Source organism: Spirochaeta dissipatitropha, assembly GCF_054657935.1.
The window spans coordinates 1-25,195 of sequence record NZ_BAAHXT010000017.1 but is presented as its reverse complement, the minus strand read 5'-3'; the positions used below and the strand labels follow the sequence as shown (position 1 = coordinate 25,195).

The 25,195-nt window shown below is 51.3% G+C and carries 15 protein-coding genes; 4 read left to right on the top strand and 11 right to left on the bottom strand.

Annotation, left to right across the window (positions count from 1 at the left end):
* Positions 1-76: 76 nt before the first annotated feature.
* From ACYQ2L_RS15650 to fabD, 5 genes are all read right to left on the bottom strand, one after another.
* Positions 77-2,260, bottom strand: a complete 2,184-nt coding sequence (locus ACYQ2L_RS15650) for an ATP-binding protein (RefSeq protein WP_460057682.1) — start codon at positions 2,258-2,260, stop codon at positions 77-79.
* Between the two features lie 97 nt (positions 2,261-2,357).
* Positions 2,358-2,864 carry a hypothetical protein gene (locus ACYQ2L_RS15645; protein WP_460057679.1) on the bottom strand — a complete coding sequence of 169 codons (507 nt, stop codon included), beginning with the start codon at positions 2,862-2,864 and terminating at the stop codon, positions 2,358-2,360.
* Between the two features lie 91 nt (positions 2,865-2,955).
* Positions 2,956-4,212, bottom strand: a complete 1,257-nt coding sequence (fabF, locus tag ACYQ2L_RS15640) for a beta-ketoacyl-ACP synthase II (RefSeq protein ID WP_460057677.1) — start codon at positions 4,210-4,212, stop codon at positions 2,956-2,958.
* Between the two features lie 23 nt (positions 4,213-4,235).
* A complete protein-coding gene (fabG, locus tag ACYQ2L_RS15635) occupies positions 4,236-5,018 on the bottom strand; it encodes a 3-oxoacyl-[acyl-carrier-protein] reductase (RefSeq protein WP_460057674.1) in 783 nt (260 codons plus the stop codon).
* A 12-nt stretch (positions 5,019-5,030) separates the two neighbouring features.
* A complete protein-coding gene (gene fabD / locus ACYQ2L_RS15630) occupies positions 5,031-5,969 on the bottom strand; it encodes an ACP S-malonyltransferase (protein ID WP_460057671.1) in 939 nt (312 codons plus the stop codon).
* A gap of 140 nt (positions 5,970-6,109) precedes the next feature.
* Here fabD and ACYQ2L_RS15625 point away from each other — a divergent pair, with 140 nt between their 5' ends.
* From ACYQ2L_RS15625 to ald, 3 genes are all read left to right on the top strand, one after another.
* Positions 6,110-7,141, top strand: a complete 1,032-nt coding sequence (locus ACYQ2L_RS15625; protein WP_460057668.1) for a beta-ketoacyl-ACP synthase III — start codon at positions 6,110-6,112, stop codon at positions 7,139-7,141.
* A 93-nt stretch (positions 7,142-7,234) separates the two neighbouring features.
* Complete coding sequence (locus ACYQ2L_RS15620; RefSeq protein ID WP_460057665.1) at positions 7,235-9,469, top strand: methyl-accepting chemotaxis protein; 2,235 nt, start codon at positions 7,235-7,237, stop codon at positions 9,467-9,469.
* Complete coding sequence (gene ald, locus ACYQ2L_RS15615) at positions 9,466-10,587, top strand: alanine dehydrogenase (RefSeq protein ID WP_460057662.1); 1,122 nt, start codon at positions 9,466-9,468, stop codon at positions 10,585-10,587. Before ACYQ2L_RS15620 ends, ald begins: the two co-directional genes overlap by 4 nt.
* 36 nt (positions 10,588-10,623) lie before the next feature.
* Here ald and ACYQ2L_RS15610 read toward each other — a convergent pair whose 3' ends face one another.
* The 5 genes from ACYQ2L_RS15610 to ACYQ2L_RS15590 all read right to left on the bottom strand — a co-directional run bounded on the left by ACYQ2L_RS15610 (position 10,624) and on the right by ACYQ2L_RS15590 (position 15,134).
* Positions 10,624-10,992: a response regulator gene (locus ACYQ2L_RS15610; RefSeq protein ID WP_460057660.1), complete on the bottom strand. Its 369-nt coding sequence runs from the start codon at positions 10,990-10,992 to the stop codon at positions 10,624-10,626.
* Positions 10,992-11,864, bottom strand: a complete 873-nt coding sequence (gene mazG, locus ACYQ2L_RS15605; RefSeq protein WP_460057658.1) for a nucleoside triphosphate pyrophosphohydrolase — start codon at positions 11,862-11,864, stop codon at positions 10,992-10,994. Before mazG ends, ACYQ2L_RS15610 begins: the two co-directional genes overlap by 1 nt.
* A 465-nt stretch (positions 11,865-12,329) precedes the next feature.
* On the bottom strand, positions 12,330-13,034 hold the full coding sequence (locus tag ACYQ2L_RS15600; RefSeq protein ID WP_460057655.1) for an HAD family hydrolase: 705 nt from the start codon (positions 13,032-13,034) through the stop codon (positions 12,330-12,332).
* A complete protein-coding gene (locus ACYQ2L_RS15595) occupies positions 13,027-14,334 on the bottom strand; it encodes a D-arabinono-1,4-lactone oxidase (RefSeq protein ID WP_460057652.1) in 1,308 nt (435 codons plus the stop codon). Before ACYQ2L_RS15595 ends, ACYQ2L_RS15600 begins: the two co-directional genes overlap by 8 nt.
* A gap of 23 nt (positions 14,335-14,357) precedes the next feature.
* A complete protein-coding gene (locus ACYQ2L_RS15590) occupies positions 14,358-15,134 on the bottom strand; it encodes an inositol monophosphatase family protein (protein ID WP_460057650.1) in 777 nt (258 codons plus the stop codon).
* Positions 15,135-15,215: 81 nt separating this feature from the next.
* Here ACYQ2L_RS15590 and ACYQ2L_RS15585 point away from each other — a divergent pair, with 81 nt between their 5' ends.
* Positions 15,216-16,490 carry a hypothetical protein gene (locus tag ACYQ2L_RS15585; RefSeq protein ID WP_460057648.1) on the top strand — a complete coding sequence of 425 codons (1,275 nt, stop codon included), beginning with the start codon at positions 15,216-15,218 and terminating at the stop codon, positions 16,488-16,490.
* Positions 16,491-16,524: 34 nt separating this feature from the next.
* Here the strand turns inward: ACYQ2L_RS15585 and ACYQ2L_RS15580 are convergent, their stop codons facing one another.
* On the bottom strand, positions 16,525-25,134 hold the full coding sequence (locus tag ACYQ2L_RS15580; RefSeq protein WP_460057645.1) for a beta strand repeat-containing protein: 8,610 nt from the start codon (positions 25,132-25,134) through the stop codon (positions 16,525-16,527).
* Between the last annotated feature and the right edge of the window lie 61 nt (positions 25,135-25,195).

Here is a 25,195-nt window from a genome sequence, read left to right as displayed (position 1 = left end):
ACTTCCCGGATATTTGCAGTGTAACAGGTAAACAGAATTTTTTCCAATCAACTGAGTAAAATACAGGCTACCTTGCTTAAGTGGCTCGGCAATTAGCCGAGTACCAGGCAGTAAGGGATTCCTCTGAATCGGCGATCAGGATCTCAAGATCAACAGCTCCAGGTTCACTGTCTGCTGCATGTTCAATTTTCCGCAGCCTTCTGGCTTCGTCATGGATTCCAAGCTGGGCCAGGACACCATGCAGACTGTGAGCACGTTTTTTTATGACCGGCAGATCTCCGATTGTGAGAGCCTGCTTCATAACAGGGAGATCGGTCTCGAGATACTGTCTGATCCGATCGCATAACACAGGAAGCAGTTCAGGATCCAGGACTTCATTATCCACAACCGAGGATTCCTCACTGAACTGTCCCCCTGAGCCGAGATACTTCCCGACAACAGCCTGTATCTGCTGAAAACCAAGGGGCTTGGTCAGAATATCGTTCATACCAGCAGCCTTTATTTCATGCCCCTTCTGTTTCTCTGTATATGCAGTGACTGCGAGGATCGGTATATATCTGGCCCTTTCGAAAGTATCGCGCAAATGTCGGGACAAAGTCATTCCATCCATATCCGGCATACTGCAATCAACAAAAAGGATATCGAAATTCCGGGCATGGAAGGCATCAAGTGCATCTTTGGCGGATGCTGCCTGTTCAGCATAAATGCCCAGGTGAGCGAGAAATCCACAGAGGACATCTCTGTTGATTGCATCATCATCAACAACGAGTGCCCGCTTCCAGTCTGGTGTCACGGCTTGCTCTCCCACTAATTTTTCAGGTATTTCAAGGCCAGCTTCATCTGCCAGATCTGCAGGGTTGGCAATGGACAAAGGTATTTCCAGAAGAAACACACTGCCCTCAGATGAGCTGGATTCCAGTTGCAGTTCACCGCCAAGCTGGCGAGCCAGGCCTCTGCTGATACTCAGCCCAAGACCACTGCCGCCGGCATCGGAAAAAGCAGTCAGACCTTTTGAGAATCTCTGGAAAAGCTTCTCCCTCATATCATCCGGAATGCCGCAGCCGGAATCCCGGACGCGCACCGAAATGTAAAGCAGCTTCTCCTGTACCTGCCCTTCGACCTCGACAACAACCGCTCCCGCGGAGGTATAGTTAACCGCGTTTGCCAGAAGATTAATCAGAATCTGACGAATACGGTCCCGGTCACCGGATACGGCTTCCGGCAACACATCATCAATGTAAACCTCCAGAGCAAGCTTTTTCTCATGGCAGGCAGGCTCAAAAATAGCAGCTACACTCGAGAAGAAATCTGACAGTCTGAAATTGACAGTTCTGACCTCCTGCTGCCCTGTATTAAGTACTGCAAGATCCAGCAGCTGATTCACCCCCGCCAGCAGAGAAGTCGAAGCCTGCTTGAGAATCATGCTATAGTGCTGCTGCTCCGTACTTAAACCCGTCTTCTCAAGCAGATGTACTGCCCCGATAATTCCGTTGAGGGGGGATCGCATTTCATGCGACATGTTCTCGATAAACTCATCCTTGATTCTGTTCGCATGCTCAAGCAGTTCCTGTTTATGCAGATTTTCCTTCTGTGCTTCCCGGAGATCATCACGGAGAACAGAGACTGCCTCAAAAACCCCGCAGAAATCGTGATCCGGAGGTAGATGTGGAATATCCGCATCATAATCTTCTTCCCAGATTAATTGACCAAGAAGACCCATCAATCGATTAGCGATTTCATTCTGTGGACTGATAGTGGTATTGCGAATTCCTTTTCGCAGCATATCGGTTTTTACTATAGTAAGAGCATCCTCATAGCCTCTGGCTGTAAACATATGCTTACGGATACCGCTTAAATGTATAGCAATATTCACAACGGTTCGCATTGGTGGGTTCATGTTGAAAAAAATAACCAGATGAAGCCTGGGAAGGAGTTCTTTCAGACTTTGAAGCAAGTTCGTACGGTTTCGAACCGGAGGAGGTATCAATTCACTATAATCGAAGAGTGCATAGAATTTTTTACCAGCTGCAAGATTCTCCGCCAGAAACCTCTGCACATGCGCATGTGATCCAGGGGAATCCAGTGGAGTCGGCCGCCCGACAGCCTTGTAGATAAATATGTTGCTGCCAATCTGGGTAATATAGCCGGTGTAGTGATCATCTATGGTAGTAAAAGTCCACTCCGGCCGTAGAACAATATCAAGACCGGTGATCGGACAGCTTGGGGTATTCAGATAATCAAAACTCAAATCCTGTGACATTCAATAATTCCTGATGTCCTGATTATAATTCATTCAGGGGAAAAAAGCCAAAAAAAAGCGCTGCGGCTGCAGCGCTGTTCTCAGGTTGATGACATTCTTAATCACCAAAAAAGAAATTGATACCGGTAATTACCCGGGTGGAGGTGTTAATCCAGGCAGGTTTTCCAATATGAAGATTCTGTTGAACCTCCACATACCAGCGCATAAATGGATGCACAGGTACACGTATACCAGCTTTGATGTGCGGCCCGAGGTAGAAGTGAAAGCCTTCCACACCAGATCCCCAGTTAAAAGCAGGCGTCACACCGACTCCAAGCACACCGTCTACAGCGGGAAGATCAGGAAATACAAATCCGAGACCCGCCTGAAATGGCAGGAAAAAACTCGGCTCGTTATTCTCTTCCACACGGATGCCAAATGTACCGCCAAGTTCAAGCTCAACATTTTCAGCGACCTCACCTACATAGGCCATATGTGTTGAAAGGTAGTTATCGGTATAGTTAAAGAAATCAAATCCGAGTCCGGCAGAAAAAGATGCTGCAGCTGCCTGTCCCGCGCCGATGAGTATCAGCACCGCTATTATAAGTAATTTTTTCTGTTTCATACTATGAATATCGGAATAAAAATGCCGGAAGGACAGCAGGAATTGGTAAATTCCGCAAATCACTTCCGGCTTTAATCAGCGATTACCTGGATTACTTTGTAAAGAGAACAATGCCGTTATGACCGCCGAAACCCAACGAGTTCGACATGACTGCTCTCACCGGTGCGGATAGCCCCTTATTGGGTACATAGTCAAGGTCACAGCCCTCACCCGGCTCATCCAAATTGATCGTTGGCGGAATATACTGGTGCTCTATCGCTTTCACACTGATTATGGCCTCAATCGCACCTGCTGCGCCGATACAGTGCCCGGTCATTGACTTGGTACTGGACACCTTGAGCTTGTAGGCATGCTCTCCGAATGCTCCCTTGATAGCCTTGGTCTCGGTAGGATCATTGATCGGGGTACTGGTCCCATGTGCGTTAATGTAGTCAACATCCTCTGGTGCAAGTCCGGCTTCTGCCAGTGCCAGTTTCATGGCAGCTATAGCACCGATACCCTCGGGATGCGGGGCAGTAAGATGATTGGCGTCACAGGTCATTCCGGTTCCAGCGAGAACGGCGTATACCTTCGCATTTCTTCTTGCCGCGTGTTCAGCACTTTCCAGAACCATGATACCCGCACCTTCACCCATCAGGAATCCATCCCGATCCTTGTCAAAGGGGCGGCTGGCTTTAGTGGGATCATCCTTGTATTTCGTGCTGAGTGCCTGAATTACATTAAAACCTGCAATACCCAGGGTGGTAACCGAGGCCTCAACCCCGCCGGCAACAACAACATCAACAATTCCTGATTCTATCCATCGTTTGGCATTGGTCAGGGCATCGGTTCCTGATGCACAGGCAGTTGCAATACTGAATGCAGGGCCATGGATACCGAACATAATTCCGATATTACCTGGTGCAATATTGGAAATAAGCTTAGGAATCGTCATTGGTGGAACACGTGAAGGTCCCTTCAGGATAAGTGCCCGCAAGGACTCCTCAAAGGTTTCGAATCCACCGATTCCGACCCCGAGAATAACCCCGGTTCGACTGCTGTCAGAGGCTATGGAATTATCAGCGTTCAGAAGGCCGGCGTCCATCAATGCTTCCTTGGCAGCGGCCGTTGAGTACAGGGAAAATCGATCCATTTTCCTGGCATCACGCTTATCCATCCAGTCGCCTGCATTGAAATCCTTGACCTCCGCGGCATACTGGGTCGCATAATCACTGGCGTCGAATCGAGTTATTGGTCCGGCACCGCTGCGGCCAGCCTGAATCGATTCCCATAGTGCGGATACACTGTTCCCGACCGGCGTTATCGCACCCATTCCGGTCACTACTACTTTAGATGTTCTACTGTTCATATCAATTCTCCTCTTGATCCGGCCTACATGCCCAATCCACCGGTGACTTCCAGTACCTGACCGGTTATATAGCTGGCCATGTCCGATGCCAGGAAGACCGCAGCATCTGCTACCTCATGCGAATCACCTATTCTCCCAAGCGGGATCTGCTGGGTAAGAGCGTCCTTATGTTCATCGCTCAGGGCATCGGTCATATCGGTTCTGATAAAACCCGGAGCAATTGCATTGACCCGTACACCGCGGCTGCTGAACTCTCTGGCGAGGCTCTTGCTAAAACCGATCATTCCAGCCTTGCTTGCACAATAGTTACTCTGACCGGCGTTGCCGATAATGCCTACAATCGATGAAATGTTGATTATCGAGCCGGTTCTGCGTTTCAGCATGCTGCGCGTAAGTGCACGACAGAGGTAGAACATTCCATTAAGGTTGATATCCAGAACCTGCTGCCAATCCTCATCGGACATTCTCATTATCAGCCCGTCTCTAGTTATTCCGGCATTGTTCACGAGTATATCGACTCCGTCACATTCAGCCAGAATTTCCTTCACAACCTCATTTACCCGCTCACTGTCGGCAATGCTCCCCTGCTTGTGAGTGATAAACACATTGTTTTCAGCTGCTGCAGCCGCGAACTCTTCACTATGGGGCCCAACACTCTGTGAGAAATAATAGACTGAAGCACCCTGGACAGCCAGACGCAGAACAATATCCTTGCCTATACCCCGACTGCCTCCGCTTACAAGGGCTATCTTCCCCCGGAGAAGTTCACCGGAGCTGTTCTTTCTGTTTGTTTCTGTGTTACTCATAATATATCCTTCCTATCTGATCTGTTCTATTGCATCAAGTGTCCCTGCAGGAACTGCGGAAACCCCGACCTGACTGCAGGAATTAGTATAGGCCTCAAACAGTCCGCAGAGAACCTTGCCAGGCCCGACTTCCATGAAGCGGGTAATTCCTGCTGCCAGTAGATTTTTCTGTTCTTCTACCCATAGTACCGGTGATACCATATGCTTGAGACAGAGCTCTCTGGCTTCTGTAGCTGTAACTATCTGCCCTGCTGTCACGTTTGAATACACCGGGATTTTGGGGTCCGAGAAGTTTACTCCATCCAGGAATGCAGCCATCCGCTGTCTGGCTTTCTCAAGCAGAGAGGAATGAAAGGGCCCGCTTACTTTCAGGGGAATTACCCGGCGTGCGCCAGCTTCTTTCAGTATATCCCGGGCTGCAGTCAGACCACTTGCGGTACCTGAAATAACGGTCTGTGTCGGACTGTTCATATTCGCTGCAAATACATCGCTGCGGCCTTCGAGGGCAGCCTGTACTTTCAACGGGTCAATGCCGATTACTGCCGCCATTCCCGGACTACCCTGTTCATCTACCAGCGCAGCAGATTCTTCGGCCATGATCTGACCGCGGGCTTTTACCAAGCGGAAGACATCACCCACTGATATGACATCTGCTGCAGCCAAGGCTGCATATTCGCCGAGACTGAACCCGGCAAGGGCATCAGGTTTGATTCCCCGCTCCTGCAGTACAGCAGCTGCACTCATATTAATAAGTGTAATTGCAACCTGGGCTACATCGGTCTGTTTCAGCTCGTCCTCGCTGCCATGGAAGATGGTATCGGTCAAGGAGAAATCAAGCACTGCCTGAGCAGCTTCAAAAAGATCCCTCACAGCCTGACTGTGTTTGTATAAATCCTCTCCCATGCCAGGGTACTGAGCACCTTGACCGGGAAACAAAAATGCTGTTTTCACCTGTATCCTCCTCTTAGGCTTGACTATTCGGCCAGCGACCGATAAAACGATAATGGTTTTACCGGATTTAATCAAGCAAGTCAATTGAACAAATACCGGTAAATGCATCAGAATAGATATGGATGATTCCGGGAGGACCAGTGAATACCCCAGCAGAAAACAATGAACAACTGAATAAAGCCTATCTTCGAGGAATTGGGGCATATGTTCCCGAGCGTAGAATGAGTAATGACGAAATAGCAGAATTTCTGGATACATCAGACGAGTGGATACATTCGAAAACCGGCATTCGATACCGGCATATTGCCGCTGATACCCAGGCCACCAGCGATCTGGCTGCCGAAGCCGGAAAGCGCGCCCTCGCAGATGCCGACCTGAAACCGGAGGACCTGGACATGATCCTGGTAGCCACTTCCTCTCCGGATTATATAGGCCTGCCTTCAACAGCCTGTGTGGTCCAGGACCTGCTCGGGGCTGTAAATGCCTCCGCCATGGATATCAGTGCTGTATGTTCAGGTTATGTCTACGCCCTGGAAACCGCCAGAGCATTCGTAAGAAGCGGTGCCGCAGCTAATGTTCTGGTTATCGGTGCTGAAGTCTACAGCCGGATAGTCGACTGGACAGACAGGAGCACCTGTGTGCTGTTCGGAGACGGTGCAGGAGCCGGCCTGGTTAGCGCTGAAGCCCGCAGTTCTTCTATTCCTGCCGGGTGGATACGTGACTCTGTACTGCGCTCCCAGGGCAAGGATTCCCAGGCTCTGATCCGTCCGGCAGGAGGAACCCGGCTGCCGATCAAGGACATTCAGAGTGCAGGTCAGGATCAATATGTGAAGATGGACGGGCGGCGGGTATACAACTTTGCGGTCCGTGCAATCGGTGATATTATCCGCGATCTGCTTGAACGCAATAATCTCGAACTCAATGAAATCGACTGGATAGTTCCCCATCAGGCCAATGCCAGAATACTGGAAGCCGCAGCAAACCGTCTGAATTATCCGGTTGAGCGGATGTACAGCAATATCGAGGAGTTTGCGAATACCTCAGCAGCTACAATTCCAATTGCAATGCGGGAAATGGCAGACAGGAAGCTTTTCCAACCCGGGCAGAAAATTATAACCGTAGGATTCGGAGCAGGCTTGACCTACGGCGGAAACCTGATTGAACTTCAGTAGCTTCAGCAGTAGTTTCCTGTAAATAAGGATTGCGTTTCATTCATATTGCACGTACCATAAAAAGTTCAAAAATCCATATAAAAAAGGTGCAATATGAAAATCCGCTCACTGAAGACGGCAAGATCACTGAAGATACAGACTAAAATAATTCTCTCGATAAGCATTATGTCAACTATAGTCATGCTGTTTGTGAACGGATTCCAGAGTATCATGGTCCGGGACAGCCAGCTGAGAAATGCCGAACAGTATATGGAGGCACTGAGTCAGGCATACGCCAATTATGTGACTTCTGTGCTCGAGGACCCTCTCAGCAGTGCACGTACCCTTGCCCAGATTATGGGTTCCGCGGATGCAATTGAAATCAATCAACGGCGTGAAGTCTACCTCAGCATGCTCCGGGCTGTCCTGAGCCAGAACCGGAATTTCCTTGCCGTCTGGACTGTATGGCAGCCCGATGCCCTGGATGGCGCGGATGCATCCTTTGTCGGTAACAGTGAAATGGGATCTGACAATCAGGGAGCATTCGCCCCGATGTTCTACCGCCCAGGCAGAACCGTTGAACAGACCAACCTGAATGCTGAAGAAATCAGACGTACAGAAATTTATACGGTCCCTGCCAACAGCGGACTGCAGTATCTGAGCGAACCATACAGCAGCAGTATCCATGGGGATAATGTAAGCATTATAACCCTGGCCGTTCCAATACGTCGCCACGGGTCCACTGTCGGAGTTATCGGAATTGATATTGACCTGCTTATGCTGCAGCTTGAACTCAGTTCCGTTGAGCTTTATGAGAGCGGCTTCGGCAGACTGATATCTGCGGAAGGCACTGTTCTTGTGCATCCCTTCGCAGACAGAGTCGGACAAACCGCTCCTGAATGGCTGGCTGACGATGCCAGAGATCTGCGGAACAGAATGCGCTCAGGTGAGACTATAACCCGCAGTGACATTTCGCTCGCGCTTAATGAAACGACCATCAAATCCTTTGTACCTTTATTTATCGGTGATTATCCGATTCCCTGGGTCTACGGTACCGTAGTCCCGCAGGAAGAACTTTATGCAGAAGCAAACAGAATTGACTTCATAAGCTATGTGCTTCTGGCAGCGGGACTTGCAGTCATGGTTCTGGTAATCTGGCTGCTTACCCGTGGACTGATCAAACCCCTGGTAAAGGCCAGAGACGCCCTATCAGATGTAGCCGGAGGCCAGGGAGACCTCACCAGAACACTGACAATCCGCTCACAGGATGAGGTTGGTCAGCTGTCCACACATTTTAACACATTTCTATCAAGCCTCCGGGATATAATAAGCAGCATTAATACCGCACTGCGCGACCTCGAAGAAGCCGGACAGGGTTTATCTGCACACACCGAAGAAACCAGCGCAGCAGCGGAACAGATCAGCCGTGGCATCAGCGAAGTCAAGGAGCAGGTAGCGCAGCAGAATGAGCGCGTACATACAGTCTCGGGTACGGTTGAGGAAATTACCGGTAATATTGAAAGTCTCAACAGAATGATTGCCGAACAGAGCGACAGCCTGGAGAACAGTGCATCCTCGGTTGAGCAGATGACTGCCAATATTCAGTCCGTCACCACTCATATTGACAACAGCACACAAAGCTTCAAAGAGCTTCAGCAGGTTTCGGAAACCGGCCACAACAGACTCAACAAGGTCAGCGAAGCTATCGGCAAGATTTCCGAGCAATCGGAAGGACTTCAGGAAGCCAACAAGATTATTTCCTCCATTTCAGCCCAGACGAACCTTCTGGCCATGAATGCCGCAATTGAGGCCGCACATGCAGGCGACGCTGGCCGCGGTTTCGCAGTTGTAGCCGACGAAATCCGATCGCTGGCGAACAATTCATCGGTACAATCAAAATCAATCGGAAATGTCCTGAAATCCCTGAAGACCCTGATTGATGAGGTTGTATTGATTACCAGGGAATCCGGTCATTCATTCGAGGAGATCAGGGGATCGGTACGCCAGGTAAGCGAAATACAGAATCAGATACGCTCATCTATGGAAGAGCAGAACCAGGGCAGTCAGACGGTACTCGAGACAATAAGCCGCTTGCGGCAGATTACCAGTGAAGTCACTGCCGGATCCAACGAAATGACCAGTGGCAGCCAGCTTATTCTGGCTGAAGTACAGGAACTGGTCAGCATCTCCCAGGGTGTTTCCCAGAGTATGGAAGTAATGGCTCATGGAACGAATGAAATCAAGAAATCCATTCACTCGATTCTTGAGCTGGTACAGGAAAACTCACGCGGAATCGCAACGGTGGAATCACACACCGGAAAATTCATAATAGATTCGGAGAATGTATGAAGGTTGGATCAGTTACAGAAGTAAAACGTCAGGAGTACCGGGTCGGGCTTACTCCCGGCTGCGTCCAGGCCTATATCAAGGCGGGACACGAGGTCTGTATTCAGGCTGGTGCCGGCGAAGGAGCCGGATTCGAGGATCATGAATACCAGCAGGCCGGAGCTGAAATACTCCAGAATGCCGCGGACATCTACAGCTGCTGCGATATGATCGTAAAGGTCAAGGAACCGCAGCCCACCGAGATGAGACTGCTCAGAGAAGGCCAGATTCTGTTCACTTACCTGCATCTGGCCGCTGATGAAGAACTAACCCGTAAACTCGTTGCTTCCGGCGTCAGTGCAGTAGCCTACGAAACAGTTGAGCCGGTTCCCGGAACGCTCCCCCTGCTGAAACCCATGAGTGAAATCGCCGGCCGGCTCAGTGTCCAGGAAGGAGCCAGGTTTCTCGAAAAACCACAGGGCGGACGCGGCGTACTCCTCGGAGGCATCCCAAGCGTCGAGAAAGGGAAAATCGCCATACTTGGAGGCGGCGTAGTCGGCACCAATGCAGCCAGGATTGCTCTGGGACTGGGAGCCCAGGTAAGCATTCTGGACCTTAATGTGGAGCGCCTCGGCTATCTCGATGACATTTTCCAGGGAAGAATTACCACACTCTCAAGCAACCGCAGTCATCTCGAAATGGTACTGCGTGAGAGTGATCTTATTATCGGCGCAGTACTGATAACCGGCGCCAGGGCACCGCGCATAATTACACGCAGCGATCTGAAGCTCATGAAAAAAGGCGCTGTAATTGTAGATGTGGCAGTTGATCAAGGCGGATGCATTGAGACGACCCGGCCCACAAGCCATGATAACCCGGTCTTCGAAGTCGATGGAATACTGCATTACTGCGTCAGCAATATGCCCGGAGCGGTTTCGCGGACATCCACCCAGGCTCTGGCGGCAGCCACCCTGCCCTACGGGCTGCAGATTGCCGGACTCGGACTGGAAGAAGCCGCCCGTCGCAGCCCCGGAATTGTAAAAGGCATTAATACATACCAGGGAAAGCTGAGCTACCCCGGCGTTGCAGAAGCCTTTAACATGCCCTGCGCAGATATTCATGAACTGATCGGCAGTGATTGACTGGCAGGTGATTAATCAGCGGAAGTCAGATTCAGATTAAACCTTCTGTTCAAGCTCGGAGCGAAGCATATCGATAAGCTCGTTGAATTCCCTGGACTTGTCAAACAAAGCCTCGGCACCAAGATCAACCGCTTTTTTCCGGTTCGCCTCGCTCGGATAGTTCGTCAGAATAATAACCCTGGGTCTGGATTCCTTCAGATTAAGGTGTTCAAGCAGATAAAAACCAGTCCCGTCAGGCAGCTGCAGATCCAGAACCACCAGATCAGGCTTATCGATCTCGATCTGCCTGATCGTACTGATAATACTGTGGGATTCAACAATCTCATCCACCCCCTGTATCCGTAACAACAGCTTACCCAGATTCGTCCGTATGAGTCTGGAATCATCAGCAATCAGAATTTTCATTATTCCTCCAGCCGCTTAGCCTCTTCCCAAAGCGCATCCATTTCATCAAAACTATCCTGGCACATCTCACTGCCCCGGACCTTCATATTTTTCTCTACATAGCGGAACCGCCGGTCAAACTTGGCATTACTGCGCTGCATAGCCACCGCGGGATCAATCTTCAGAAAGCGGGCAACATTCACCACTGAAAACAAGAGATCTCCAAGTTCTTCCTCAAGATGCTCCCGCTCCCGCGCTGCCGCCTCGCTCTGTGGGGCCGCCGTGCTCGCCCGAACTGCCGTCTCAGCCCGCGCGGCCCAGGCCTCCCTGGTCTCAGCCAGCTCCTCGGCAATCTTGTCCCAGACCGGCTCGGCAGTGTTCCAGTCAAAACCCGCCTTGGCCGCCTTCTTCTGCAACCGGTAAGCCCGCTCAAGCGGCGGTAAGGCATGACTGACCGCATCCAGCACAGAATCCCTGGTACGCCCCTCAACTTTTTCTTTTATCTCTTCCCACTGCATGGCCACCGCATCCGGATTATCCGCCGCCGCCGTTGAAAACACATGCGGATGCCGCCGGATCAGCTTCTCGTTGACCCCCTGCAGCACATCTTCAATGGAAAAATCGCCACGCTCCTCATAGATCTCCGCAATCATCGTGATCATAAGGTAGGCATCTCCCAGCTCCTCACAGACATGCCCAAGATCACCCTTGTTCACCGCATCCACCGTCTCATAGACCTCCTCGATCAAGGCCGAACGCAAGGACTCCGGCGTCTGCTCCCGGTCCCAGGGACAACCCTCCGGCGAACGCAACTGGCGGAGAATAGTACAAAGTCGATCAAAACCCGGAACATCCGGTCCCGGCGGAGAAAGGCGCGCATTAGTAGAACTCATTCCAACAGTCTACTGCGCAGAAGCATCAGAATCAACACTGATTTGTGACTATCAATGGTGGTGCAGCAAGGCAGGCGCGCCAGGAATCCCTCTGCCATAGTGAAGCATGGACCGCCGAGGCAGAGCAGCGCAGCTGCAGGCCGTCTTGAGTAGTTAGAAGATGGCACCAAGCCTTACTGCTATGTTGTTTCTCTATCATATTTTAAAGTCCGAAATATAAGCACAAATTATGATAATGATGTATGTTTTTGTAAATAATGATAGAGAAACATTATATTACAGACTCATGGTGCCATCTTCTAACTACTTAACAGGCCGTCTGGCCATCGGGATTCCAGGCTCTCCACGCTCGACCCGGCCGAAAGCTCTAAAAGCTCCATGTCTTGTGGGAACAACTACTGCAACATGGCAGATCTGCCATGTTGCAGTTGCAACTTCCACAGGAGGTAGAGATTATGGACATTTCTATCTGGGCACGGGACTGCCGTCGAGCCAGGCAGCAAGATCCTTGTAGACCTCACGTGCGCCGCAAAGGCGTAGCAGATCGGCAGGCAGGCGGGCGAGGATTCCGATCGGATGCATGCCGGCTTTGACAGCAGCAGTAATGCCGGGAGGGCTGTCCTCGAAGACCAGGGCCTGCGGCCGGTCGGAATCAGCGAGCCCGGCCAGTTCGCCGCAGCGCAGATACAGATCGGGGTCCGGTTTGGGGTTGGCGACATCGTCGTAGCCCAGGACGACCGGGATCTGCAGGTCGTGGCCGTCCAAAGCGGCGCGGAGATAGGCGCCCGGCGCGTTGCTGGCGATGCCGTGGGGTATGCCGTTGCGGCGGCACCATTCGATGGCCTCCCGGGCGCCGGGGCGCAGCGGAGGCAGCAGGCTGCCATCACTGAGCATGCGGACCTTGGTGTGCAGGAGCGAAGGGGCCAGTGAGGGCTCACCACCCAGAGTGGCCAGGGCCACGGCGATCTGCTGCGAGCTTTTGCCGGTGAGCATTTCAGGCGGACAGTCCGGCAGCTCACGGCCCGTCAGTTCGGCAAAGGCGCGCCGCCAGCCTAGCTCATGCATTGCAAAGCTGTCGACTATGACACCATCGAAATCAAAGAGACAGGCAGCAGGCATGCCTGAGGCTGGGCTTTGGCTGCCGGTACCTGCGGTCGACCCATCAGACATCGGTAGACTCCAGTCCGAACAATTCACGCAGATAATCATTCAGGAATTTGCCCGAGGGATCCATCTGTGCACGGAGGTCGAGAAAATCCTGCCATTTGGGGTATACCGCAGCAAAGTCAGCTCCGCGCATTTGGTGACGTTTGGCCCAGTGCGGCCGGCCACCGTGACGACGGAAGATCTCTTCTACCATCTCGAAGGCAGCATATTCATTCGCATGTGCGGGAGTTCGGCTGACACAGCCGACGGTTACACTGTCCTGCTCGTAGGCATAGCTGAGCCAGTTCCGGTCGGCTTTCAGAAAGCGGACGTCCATGGGAATATGAGCAAAGGCCGGATTCCCGGGATCATTCAGGGCCGCTGAAAGTTCGGCAAACAAATCATCGAATCGGTCCATGGCCACTGTCCATTCGGCCAGTTCCAGGGTGGAGCCTCTGGACTTGGTTACAGTTGCATCATAGAGCGTCCCGAAGCCTGTCTGCTTGTGACTGAAGAACAAGCGCTTGAGTATTCTGTTGGCAGTAGCCGTAAAACGCGGATGCGCGACCGTGTGCTTATACAGACGCGCTGAAGCTGCCCGGCGGTACTTCACCCACCAGGGTTTTTTGACGGCTGCAGGCGCGGTATCCGAGTAATCACCGATTATGCGGTAGCCATAGCCGGTATGCGGCAGATACAGAACGCGTACGAAGGGATGATCCTTCAACAGCTGCCGGAAGGACGTACTCCACTCATGGTCAGGAGAGGGGCCTTCACTCACCGCCAGTTTGAATCCGGGATCGCAACGCAGAGTAATAGTCGAGAAGACACCAAGAGCTCCGAGTGAAACCCGCAGAGCAGGCATTTCAGCGTCCTGTTCCGTAAACTCCCGGATGCTGCCGTCAGCCAGAACCAGCCGGCAAGCTACCATGTGATCACTCAGGATTCGCCCACCCCCGGCCGTACCATGGGTGGCAGTAGCGACAGCCCCGCCAAGGCTGATCGTATCTATGTCCGGCAGGGCCGAGAGACTCCAACCAAGCTCGTCGATTTTCTTGAGAAGGACCGCAAGACGGATACCGCTCTGGGCCGTAATCTCGCGTTTCTCCTCGTTGATTTCAAGAATACTATCGAGAGAATCGATTGAAATAAGATCATCAGGTCCAGCAGCAATATCGGCTGAAGACTGCTTGTTTCCGAAGGGTCTGATGTTTCCAGCTTTGGCTACTGCCTGTGCCAGCTGCTCCTCGTTCTCGGGTAAATGTAGGTTTCGGTAGTCATGCTGGATATTCCCGTTCCAGCTGATCCATGTTCCGCTGCTCATTGTATTTCTTTCTCCTCAAGCTTTCAGACATGCGACACAGCTGTCTGTGCTTTGGCATGCAGTTCGGGACCCGCTGCAAGAATCCCCCGTGATCCATCCAGAAAATCAGCTCCGCCGTCTATGTTGCTGACCTTTCCACCAGCTTCCTGAACGATGAGGGCACCAGCCGCAACGTCCCAGGCATTCAGACCATGCTCCCAGAAGAAATCGATCTTTCCATCCGCTACAAAACAGAGGTCGATTGCTGCCGAACCTAGCCTCAGTACCGAGCGCACCTGCGGGGCGACATGAGCAAAGGTTGCCAGATTATCCGGTTGCTTTCGGCTGCGGAGGTTCACAAATCCGGTCACCGCCAGACTCCGGGACAGTTCAGAACAGCGGCTGCAGTGAATGGCTGAGCCGTTCAGGTAGGCACCCTTGCCTCTTTCTGCGGAGTACAGGGAGTGCAGCGCCGGGGCATAGACTATTCCAGCCTCAAGCTCACCATTGCGAAGATATGCCAGACTGATCGAGAAATACGGTAGTCCATGCACAAAATTGGTCGTACCGTCTATCGGGTCCAGTACAAAAGCCTCAGCGCTTCGGAAGTCAGCATCAGCAGCTGATTCCTCACCGACAAAACGGACATGAGGATACAGATCCGCCAGTTTTCCGGCGATATACGCCTCAACTTCCTTGTCCGCCCGTGTAACCAGGTCCAGTTCACTCTTGAATTCGATATCCGATGTACTCAATCCCCCGTGGTAGCGGAGGGCAATCTCTCCGGCTTCCCGGACGATTCTTTCAAGTTGCTCTATCATACCCCATAATCTACAAAATACATGCAGATAAAACAATCGAGAATCTTGGTCAGATCATCAGACATGCTGTATATTGTATATATGAAGAGAGATTCCGCTTCGGCGGTGGCCATTATCTGTGTTCTCGGTATATCCCTCATAATCGGCAGCTGTGACCTGAGTCAGTACTTTCCCGACTCATTCAGCGATCTACACGATACCGAGCTGCTCAGCCCGGCGGCCCAGGAATTCAGCCTTGAGTTCTGGACAGCACATGCCCTCGACCATCAGCAACCTGAAGGCAGCGGAATCGGGGCCGATACTTTCATTTATTTCCAGACAGCAGACGGATCGGCTTCCATCGAGGCCAGGAATCTGTTTTTTAACGGAGATTTTTCCCAGTCCACCGCAGGGCCACTACAGGATGTAGACAACCTGCGGGCCAACGGCGCTTTCAGCGTTGACATTGTGGACAATACCAACAGCATAGATGGACACAGTTTGCAGATTGACAGTGGAGCTGCAGGAGATGCCGTTTTCTCACCCCTGCGCGCTTCCTCCACCGGAGCCCACGACTTTCCCGGACTTGGCGACCAGGCTCCCTTCAGTGCCAGTTATTTTGTAAGACTCGATCTGAAGCCTATCGAACCATCCTCATCCTACTCAATCGGAATCAACAATCGAACGGCTGATTTATCCGGCAGTCTTGATGACACCCAGCAGCTGCTGGATGCGATCACCGCCAGTGAAGTTATGAACCTCTACCGTTATCCCTTCGATTTTTTTGGCAATGTCCTTCCGGGAGTCCGGGTGAACAGCATTTTCAGTCTTGACAATGAAGACTGGACCGAACCGGTACTGCAGATTCCAGTCGGCATTCTCGATGATGAGGGTGGGGTATCCAACGTTGTTGTCGACAATATCCGTGTCGGAAGGGCGGATGTGGAACCCTATATCGAGTTTCTGTTGAATAAACGGCCCTTCGGAAGCAGTGGTCCTGAACTGGTCGCCGGCGGACGTTTCGTATTCAGTTTCGAATATTCCCGGGATCCTGCAATCAGCGCATATGATACAGGAGCGAACCGCTTTCACAGCCGCGGCATCTCAATAGATCTGTCTCCGACAGGATCAGAAGGCAGCAACATGCTGTATGTCGATTTTGCCGAGGATGGAGACGGGCTGCCGCCCGAGACCTGGACGCCAATCAGTATTGAGCTTGAAAACGGAATCCCCGGCCCCAAGCTTGATGAGGCCGGCGGAAGCGACCCCGTACTGAGCCTGCGGATCTCACCGCAGAACAATCAGAACGAGCAGTACAGTCTGGATGTCGGCGGACTGCGCATCCGGAACGCCGGACTGCGCTGGCACAAAGACTAAACAACTGCCGGACCGCCAAACAGCCTGTCGGTAATCAGCGAACCACCATGACCCGCCGATACTCATCGATACCCGGCGCCACCACTCGTATAAAGTAGATTCCCCGCGTAACTGCCCTGCCGCCCATATTTGTACCGTCCCAGCTGACCGTGTGCATACCGCTGCCCTGCGGACCCCGGTGCAGCACGTTTATCAGATCTCCAGCCAGGTTAAATACCTGGATAGTGACACTTCCGGGCTCGGTAATGCGGTACTGCAGTATTGTCCGGTCACCAATGTCCGGATTGATTACATTATTCAATATGGTCACACCAGCCCGCTGCTCGATGATCCGTTCTATACCGATCTTCCAGGGGCGCATGGACAGGAAATCATCGACATCCCGATACTCCCCGCCTGCCGGTAATTCGTGATCAACAGAGAAGAGACTGCCGACACGGAACAGGAAGCTGAGTTCACTGCTCGGCCGCAGGCGTTCATCCGCGATGTTCAGTCGATAGCTGCGCAGCAGCCCGTTTATGCTGAAGGGATTCACGAGCCTGGCAGAGGTGTTCGGGAAATCAATCAGACCAGGCTCAACAATCGGCAGCCACAGCTGCCCGAGACTGCCGTACATGAGCGATTCATCGGCATTCACATCATAATACAGGCCCACTGACTGATTGCGGTTAGAACCACTCAGACCGGAGTGCAGGCGCGCCTGCAGACTGATCTGATCAGCAGTCAACGATTGTGACCCATCAAACACTGTTACCGGTGCAGGAGATGCGTAACTCTCGTCTTCAGGCAGGCTGCCGCTTTCCCACAGAGGATCGCCGGAAACATCCATACGGATGCGATCGACCGCATACACCGGCTGGATCAACCCAAGCGCCACATTAGAAATCCTCTGGAATCGGCTGGATAGCATGGGGTTCTGTGAAATATCGTAGACACCAGTCCCGAGATCCGTGTCTGCCGGCCGCGATACGATCACCAGTTCAAAGAGATCATCCGCTTCAATAGCCCGGCTCAGTAACAGCACTGCATCCATAGCACCAGGCACCGCACTTCCTTCATCTCGGCTGTCTACAATCTCCAGAGCTTCAATACTGATTCCGGCAGCCGGATTACCGGCCAATGTCCGGATCTCGAAATCAGCAGCGCTTATTTCAACCGATCCATCCATATTGCCGTAGACGGGTTTCGAGAATCTGACCAGAACCCGCTGGTTCGCATTGCTGCTGTTCTCCGGACTCAAGGGAGCCACCGACAGAAGAATCCGAGGCGGTGTGCGCTCGATAATCCGCATCGGTTCAGGTGATGAAGGCAGCAGGTTACCTGCAAGGTCGGTGATCCAGGCCTCTTCGCGGGTATAGCTCACATACAATGGAGTAATCAAACCCCATGGATGCCCCGAATCCTGCAGAAGCAGTGCAATGTAGGCATCGTCCCTGACACTGATTTCGTCGAAGGCCGGGTTGTTGACATCGCTGCTGATGCCCAGATTGAATGTATTCACCAGCGGCTCTATGCCTTGCTCCTCAATTCTGAACGCACGATACTCAATCAGAGAATCCGGAAAAGCCGTGCTGGTGTCTCGCAGCCCCTGGTTAGCGAATTCTCTAGGGTGCTCACCCAACTGCCCTACCCAGAAGTCGTCCGAAGAATCATCGTTATCAATACTGTTATCCAGTACATGGAATTCCAGCCTGTTCACCAGACTCGTTACCGGCGACACCAGACTGATAATCTCGTGGAATAATGGCCCTCCAGGATTCGAGAACTGATACACCGCAAAATCCGGAGGATCAACATCCCAGCCGGAGAGATCCCCGGCGGGCATTGTAGCCGGCAGAGACCCACCAGTATGAATATTTGTAGGATTATCTTCAATTTGAATCCTGGCTTTTCCATAACCTGACCCATCCGTATGCTCAAGGGAGTTACCCTCTGCATCAGTGATATAGGGATTTGGAGGTATAATAACCAGTTCATCCACAGGATCTCGCTGTTCCAAAGTGCTGTGCTCGGGATCAATCGCTCCTGGCCAATAACGTCGTGTTACTCCAGCTCCATCTACATCCAGGAAACTCCATCCTGCAATATATATAGTCAATCCATGGTCAACAGAAGGATTCTCAGCTCCATCAGTATTATTGCGGCGGAAAATACTATTACTTGCTTCGCTTCCAGATGGCTGACCCTCATCACGACTAATCATATCCAGGCGCCCCGGATACTGCAGATAACCAACAATTTCGGCATAATCAGCACCAGCAATTTCAATTGTACGACCGTGGCCTCCCCATTCATCAGCATTATCAAAGCTGGTTTGAGTGCGTCGATCCGCGTCATCCTTATCAAGATCATCGTTATTACCGATCTGAAGATGTGTTGCGTTTCCAATACTCACCGGCTCGGAGTAGCGTAGATGCAGATAGTTGTGTGCATCGTAGGGATTCTTGTCGGGATCACTAAGATTTTTTTGATGCGGTGAACGGCCGGCCGTAACACTTATCAGTACCGGCCGGGTCTCGTCAGCAGTATCATCAAAAACTGCAAATTCATCTCCATCAGGATCGTTGTTCAGATTGTAGTTCCTCACCGCTGCGCGGCCACCAGCCGAGCGCAACACACCCTTGAGAATCGTTATATCGGGAACGGTCTCGCGATGTGCCGGCCTCTCATAACCCGGATCTCCAGGTTCACCACGTCCGCGGTCGGTACTTCGCCAATCTCCTTCACTATCACCAGTCGCATCGGTATTCCAGCGCTGTTCGGCTGCTTCAGCCGAATTCGCAGGCTGCACCTGTAGGTAGAAGGTCAGCAGGTCGCCTTCCCCGTCGGTACTGTTCGCAAGATCACCCGAGCCATTCACTTCGAGGTCGACAAAGGCCTCAGTGAAAACATAATCCCCGTTATTAAGCCAGATACCGCCATCTTCAGCTGTATTGTTGTTCCACTCCAGCCCATCCAGAATTCTGTTGATCTCATTGTTTCGGTTTGCAATCGGCTGGGTGAAGGTAACCCGAATTACATTGTCGAAAACCGTTTCTGCGCTTTCTATGCGCGGTCTGCCGAAGTTCCAGCCAACAGTGTCGCGGTCACCATTTGCATACCAGCTGTACAGCAGATTGCCTCCGAGGTCTTCAACGCCATTGTTGACCTCAGCCTGACCGGCATAGGCTGCCCCTTCTGAGCCATCCAGGCTAACTGATGCCTGAATAACCCCACCAGTCACCTGACTGAAAGAAACATCACTGAAGAAGACGGTATTATAGTGTTCACCCCAGAGGAAATCAGGATTATCAAGAGCATCTACCGCTGTTCCAGCAGGAGGAGGATCTGTATCCAGAACGTTCAGGGTCCAATTGGCAGTTCCTGTCAGATTAGCGCCATTCACAAAGAAATTGCCGCCTCCACTGCTGCCGACAGTTATCGTCGATGCGCCGAGATCACTGAAGCTCGCCCAGGTCGAATCCGGCTCCAGAAGATCTCCACCAGCATCCGAGAATTGAGCTGTTGAGTTGTCATAACTGCCCCTGTCAGGATAATAATGCAATGAATCAGCATGAGGAGTTGGGTAGGCGAAGTAGATGTTACCCGGTGAGGTAACTGCCAGATCAGCATCGTGCGGATCATACGCAGGTCCAAAGACCACAAAATCACTTTCTGCTGTTAGCGCCTGCCCGTTCAGATCCAGCTCTCCGCGGTAGAACACAAAACGGTCTACATGCAGATTGCGCATAAGCTGAATCGCGTTCCCGGTACTGCCCGGAGCATCTATGTAGAGATCCTGATGACGCAGGTCGATTACTGCATCCGCTGAGGAAGCATTAATTAGCCCTACTGCCCGCTCGAGATGAATATAGTTCAACGGAGTATCCGCACCGGCTGCTTCGCGCAAATCAATCTCTGAAGCACGGAGGGTAAGCACCCGTGGATCCGTCGCGCTGTCTATCGGGCCATAGAAAGTAAGATCAGCCGCGACGTCAAACATGGTATCACTCTGCAGACGAGTGTGCGCTGTTACTTCAATTCTACCGAAAGTCCCATCCTCTGTAGAAATTCGATCGTTCGTAAAAAGACTTCCACCAGAGATCACCACCTCAGTAACAGTATCTACGGAAGAATCAAAGGTAATGCTGGTGACCGGCGTAGCTGCACTGTCTGCAGTCAGCGTAAGACTGCCTGGTTTCTGTGTTGCACCTATAGCCCCGGTGAACCGAATATCGCCTGTCCCACTGTCCACTGACAACGCACGCTGTTCAGGATCTATGCTGTCAACCGTGCCGTTTACAAAAACAGCTCCTGCAGCACTACCAGTGTTGAATTCGGAATCGCTCTCCAGTTCTATAGCTGCAGTAATATTGATGTCGGCATTCGCCGTTGTGTGAACGGCATTAGTCTGAAGCAGATTAGCCGTCAGGGTCTGGCCACCGGCGCTTGTGACATTTTCAGCAAAGCGCAATGTCCCGGCTATGTCAGCTGTAATGCTACTCAGAGGCTCTGTGCCGCCGATTGCAGCATGGAAGATAATATCGCTTTCGCTGTTTAACGTGAACACTGATCCATTGGTCGCAGCACTTTCCGCAGCATCGGTTACAGCGTACATGTCGAATGTAGAATTGACCCCAGTCAGAGCGATACTGTTCTGGGTAGTTACTCCAGGGTTTGACTCATCACTTAGAATCAATTGATTGTTTTCATCGCTGCCGATACCCAACGATCGGTCAACCGTCAAGCTTATTCCCGATAGATGCACATTACCAAGCAGCTGGTTAACCGGAATAGCATTATTGGCAACACCTCCGGACAGATTCACATCCCCGTCAAAGCGCAGATTGGTGCCTGCCTCGGCATGCAGCCCGTTGGATCCCTGCAGAGTATCATAGAAACGCACCAGACCGGTCTGCCCGTTTTGAACCATCAGGCTGTCGCCGCTGCCGCTACCAAGATTGCTGACCGCACCGCGGAAGTATACTGGGGCATCTGCTATGTCGGCATGGAGAGTGACATCGCGGTCTCCGGCATTCAGGGTATGAGTGAAGTCAATAGTTCCATCCACCCCGCCTGCGGTACTTCGCAGCAGCAGATCCGCACCCAGCACAACCGAGTTGTTGTAGGTCTGAAGGCCGGTGGTGTGAATCGCACCTCCGGTAATCTGCACCGTACCATTGTTGCTCGTTGCATCTCCCCCGGAGTCTTTGGTTGTCAGACTGGTGATTTCTCTGCCGCCTGCACCGACAGCAGTAGCCACGAGCGTCAGCCCATCGCTGTTCAGAATAAGGTTTGCTGTACCCGGAACAGCATCATCCTGAATGGTCGCCAGATTCTCAAACCTGATATCCCCGCTGCCACTTTCCAGCAGCACGTTGCCGCTAAGCTCAATCGGCCCATTGAAAATAATATTCGAGTCTGCTGTTCTGATTTCTCCCGCCAACATGGTAGTACCAGTTGTTTGAACCTGCTCAAAGACCCCGTCTATCTCATAATCGATGGTGTCTGTATCATTCATATCAGTACGATCACGAAGGTACAAAATACCACTGTGAGTTACCGTCATATCGCCACCGCCCTGGGTGGTCAGATTTACCTGACTCGTATCCCCGGTATTGTTGAAATCAAGATTGGTACCGGTGAAGGTAAAACCGTCACTGCCCAAGGTGTCCACCGGTGAACGGAACAGTGTAGTATCGGTTCCCGCGTCCTGGCGGAAACTCTGTGCCGCCACCCGACCGGTAAAGGTCACATCGTTCGCAGTTTCAATGATCAGCCTGCCGATTGGTGCGCTTCCATCGACTCCGCCAATGCGAGCGCTTTGTGGGTCTGCAGGATCGGCAGTACCAACAGTTCCGAAGGCGATATCTCCGGTACCGCTGCGAAGTGTGATATCCACTGTGTCAGCTAACGCAGCATCCAAATCCGCTGAAACAATCGCTGCATCAGCAAACAGAATGTCGCCACCGGTTGTTCCGGTATCCAGCCGGACATTACCGGTCAGGGTTACCGGCCGATTGAAGGTGATGTTTTGGCCTGCGGTGCGAATGTCGCCTGCGATCGAAACTGTCCCGGTCCCGGTGCTGGTAAAGGTGCCTGCCAGATCAATATCAAAATTAATGGTGTCTTCAGCACTGGTAGTATCGAGAATTGTTAATGTGCCGGAGTGCGTCAGGAGAACATTTCCATTACCAGCTGTGAACAAACCACTTTGAACCGTTATCTCACCAGCTGTTACAGTAAGATCATTTAACGGACGAGAATCAGAAGCAGCATTTCCCACTGCACCAACGAAATCTACAGCCCCTCCTCCAGCTTCAATGGTCAAGGAGTTTGTTCCTGCTATGACGGCATCGTCATCATCCAGTGTTGATTGAAACGTCAGATTTCCATACGGTGCTGATGTCCAAGTCCTCGTATCGATTGTAATCAGACTGCCGACTTCAGGGCGTAAACGCACTGGTTGCAGAAAGCTGATATTCTGCCCGCTGCTTGCTATATCTTTCGTCAGGTAAATGGTACCTGAGCCTGCAAATATATCAGTAGTAATAGATCCGCCAATATCAACAATGCCCAGCGTTAATGCATCTGGATTACCCATAAGCCAAACACCACTGCTGTTCAATCCATATACATTGATTTCAGTATATCCGTCATTAAGAATAATTGGTCTGTATCCAGCAGGATCATCATATAAAGGAGGCTCTGAGACACCATTTGGCGCAGCACCAATGCTAACACCATTGCCGGCGTCAGTTCTTAAATCAATCGTTCCAGAAAAAGTTATATGTCCGGCTGCAATAGGTTCCTGATTTGCAAGAATAGATTCATACGCGTGTAGTACCAATGTATTTCCGGTATTGACGCCTGCATCGAGCGCAGCAATTCCCGGTGCATTTTCAAGCAATATGCTACCACCAGCTGCATTACTATGAACGGTAAGATTAGTCCCTGTGTCCGTATTTGAAGCTGCAAGGTTAACAGTATGAATGGTAATCTGAGCAGCCTGACTACCATCTTCACCCAGGACGATTGCGCCATGAGTAGCACCCATGTTCAGACTGGCTAACTCACTGTCATCCAGTGACCATTCGCCCGCTGTATCCACTCCAAAGTTCATAGGAACATTGGAATCTTCCGTGTACAGATAAAGTGTGTTTGCTGCCAGATTCCAGGTTCCAAAGGAATCGCCGCCAGGATTCAGAGCGATATCGTTGGAACGGATAGTCACGTTATTCCCTGCAACTGTACTGGTAAGGTTGCCATACATTCCCAGGGTTTCAGGTGTAATAAATTCTATGTCTGCTGTAGTCACTGTCAAAGCTCTCGGGTTAAGAGCTGTTCCTGCCTGCCAGGTTTGATTTACAGAACTGTGATAATAGTTCCCGATGAAATCAATACTTCCATTGGTGTCCATTGTGACCGTTACAATACCCTCTACTCCCGAACTGCCATTGCCGGAATGTCCTATGTCGTTGATCTCTAAAAGGCCATCAGAATTAATAGTAAGTAAACTGAGCGCATTCGTATCGCCAAGTGAACTCAGCAATTCAATATTGCTGGCACCACTGTTTATAGTCAGTGATCTCGCAGACGTACCACTATTTATAGTCTGCTCAAAGCTTAAGGTATTGTCTACATGTCCTGCAGACTGAAAAATCTCTGCATCCTGTTCCAGAACAACCTGACTACTGACGGTAAGGTTAGCCATAGTTTGGCTTATAACAGGGTCAGCACTGAAGTTAAATACCAGATTTTCAAGAGGAGATAGAGTAACATTACCTCCTCCAGCATTTATCTGTTGGCTGAGTATCAGATCTCCCGCACTTGTATCGATGTTCAAGGTGCGATCACCGGTAACCGTTGCAGTACCACCATCAATTATCAGGGAACCAAGTCCCCGTAAGGCAACTTGTCCTGAACCGTATTCATTGTTTATGCGTATGGGAACAGAATTATTCGCGAAAACTATGCGTGTATTTTCGCCTGCTTCACCCAGATCGGTCGCTACGGTTGATATAGTCCGAAGTAAAATGCTGGAACCAGATCCGGTATGAGCAATTGAAGCGTTGTTCCCATTGTTGTTAGCAGTTATACCTGCTTCACCAGTATTTAATGTAAGTAAGGTATTCTCGTTGCCATTAATGTCCAATGCTGTGTTAACTGCATAATCAAGAGCAATACCTCCGACTGTATTGTCGCTGCTAATGGTTATGGACTCAAGACTTGTAATCGTACCAAAGAACTGTGCTCCTGTGGCGGTGATCAGCCCGTATTGAACGCCCTGTTCACCGATATTAATTACCCGGGCTCTCCTGATGCGCTGGAGTTCTGCAGTACTGATTGACAGATCACCAGCCCCAGTACCTAAGCCTATAGTTTCCCCACCAGTTGGGGTATGAATGTTTAAGACACCGAAACCTGTACCACCCTCCACATAGAGTTCTCCGGTCAGGCTCAGATTACCAAGAGTTAAATTAATGTCTCTGGACACAAATACATTCGCCTCAATGGCAACCATTCCTGATGTTGTTATTGTGAGGTCTTGGAGACGGTTGGGTGATTCTGTAGCGGTGCCAATGGTGCCGGAAAGGGTGATGTTGCCGGTTCCCGCATCAAGGCTCAATCGCTCCGCATCAGGTGAGACTGTTGTGGCATTCACTGTACTCTGAAAGCGTATATTCGCTCCGGTCGCAGCTCCCACCGTCGTATCAATGCTCACT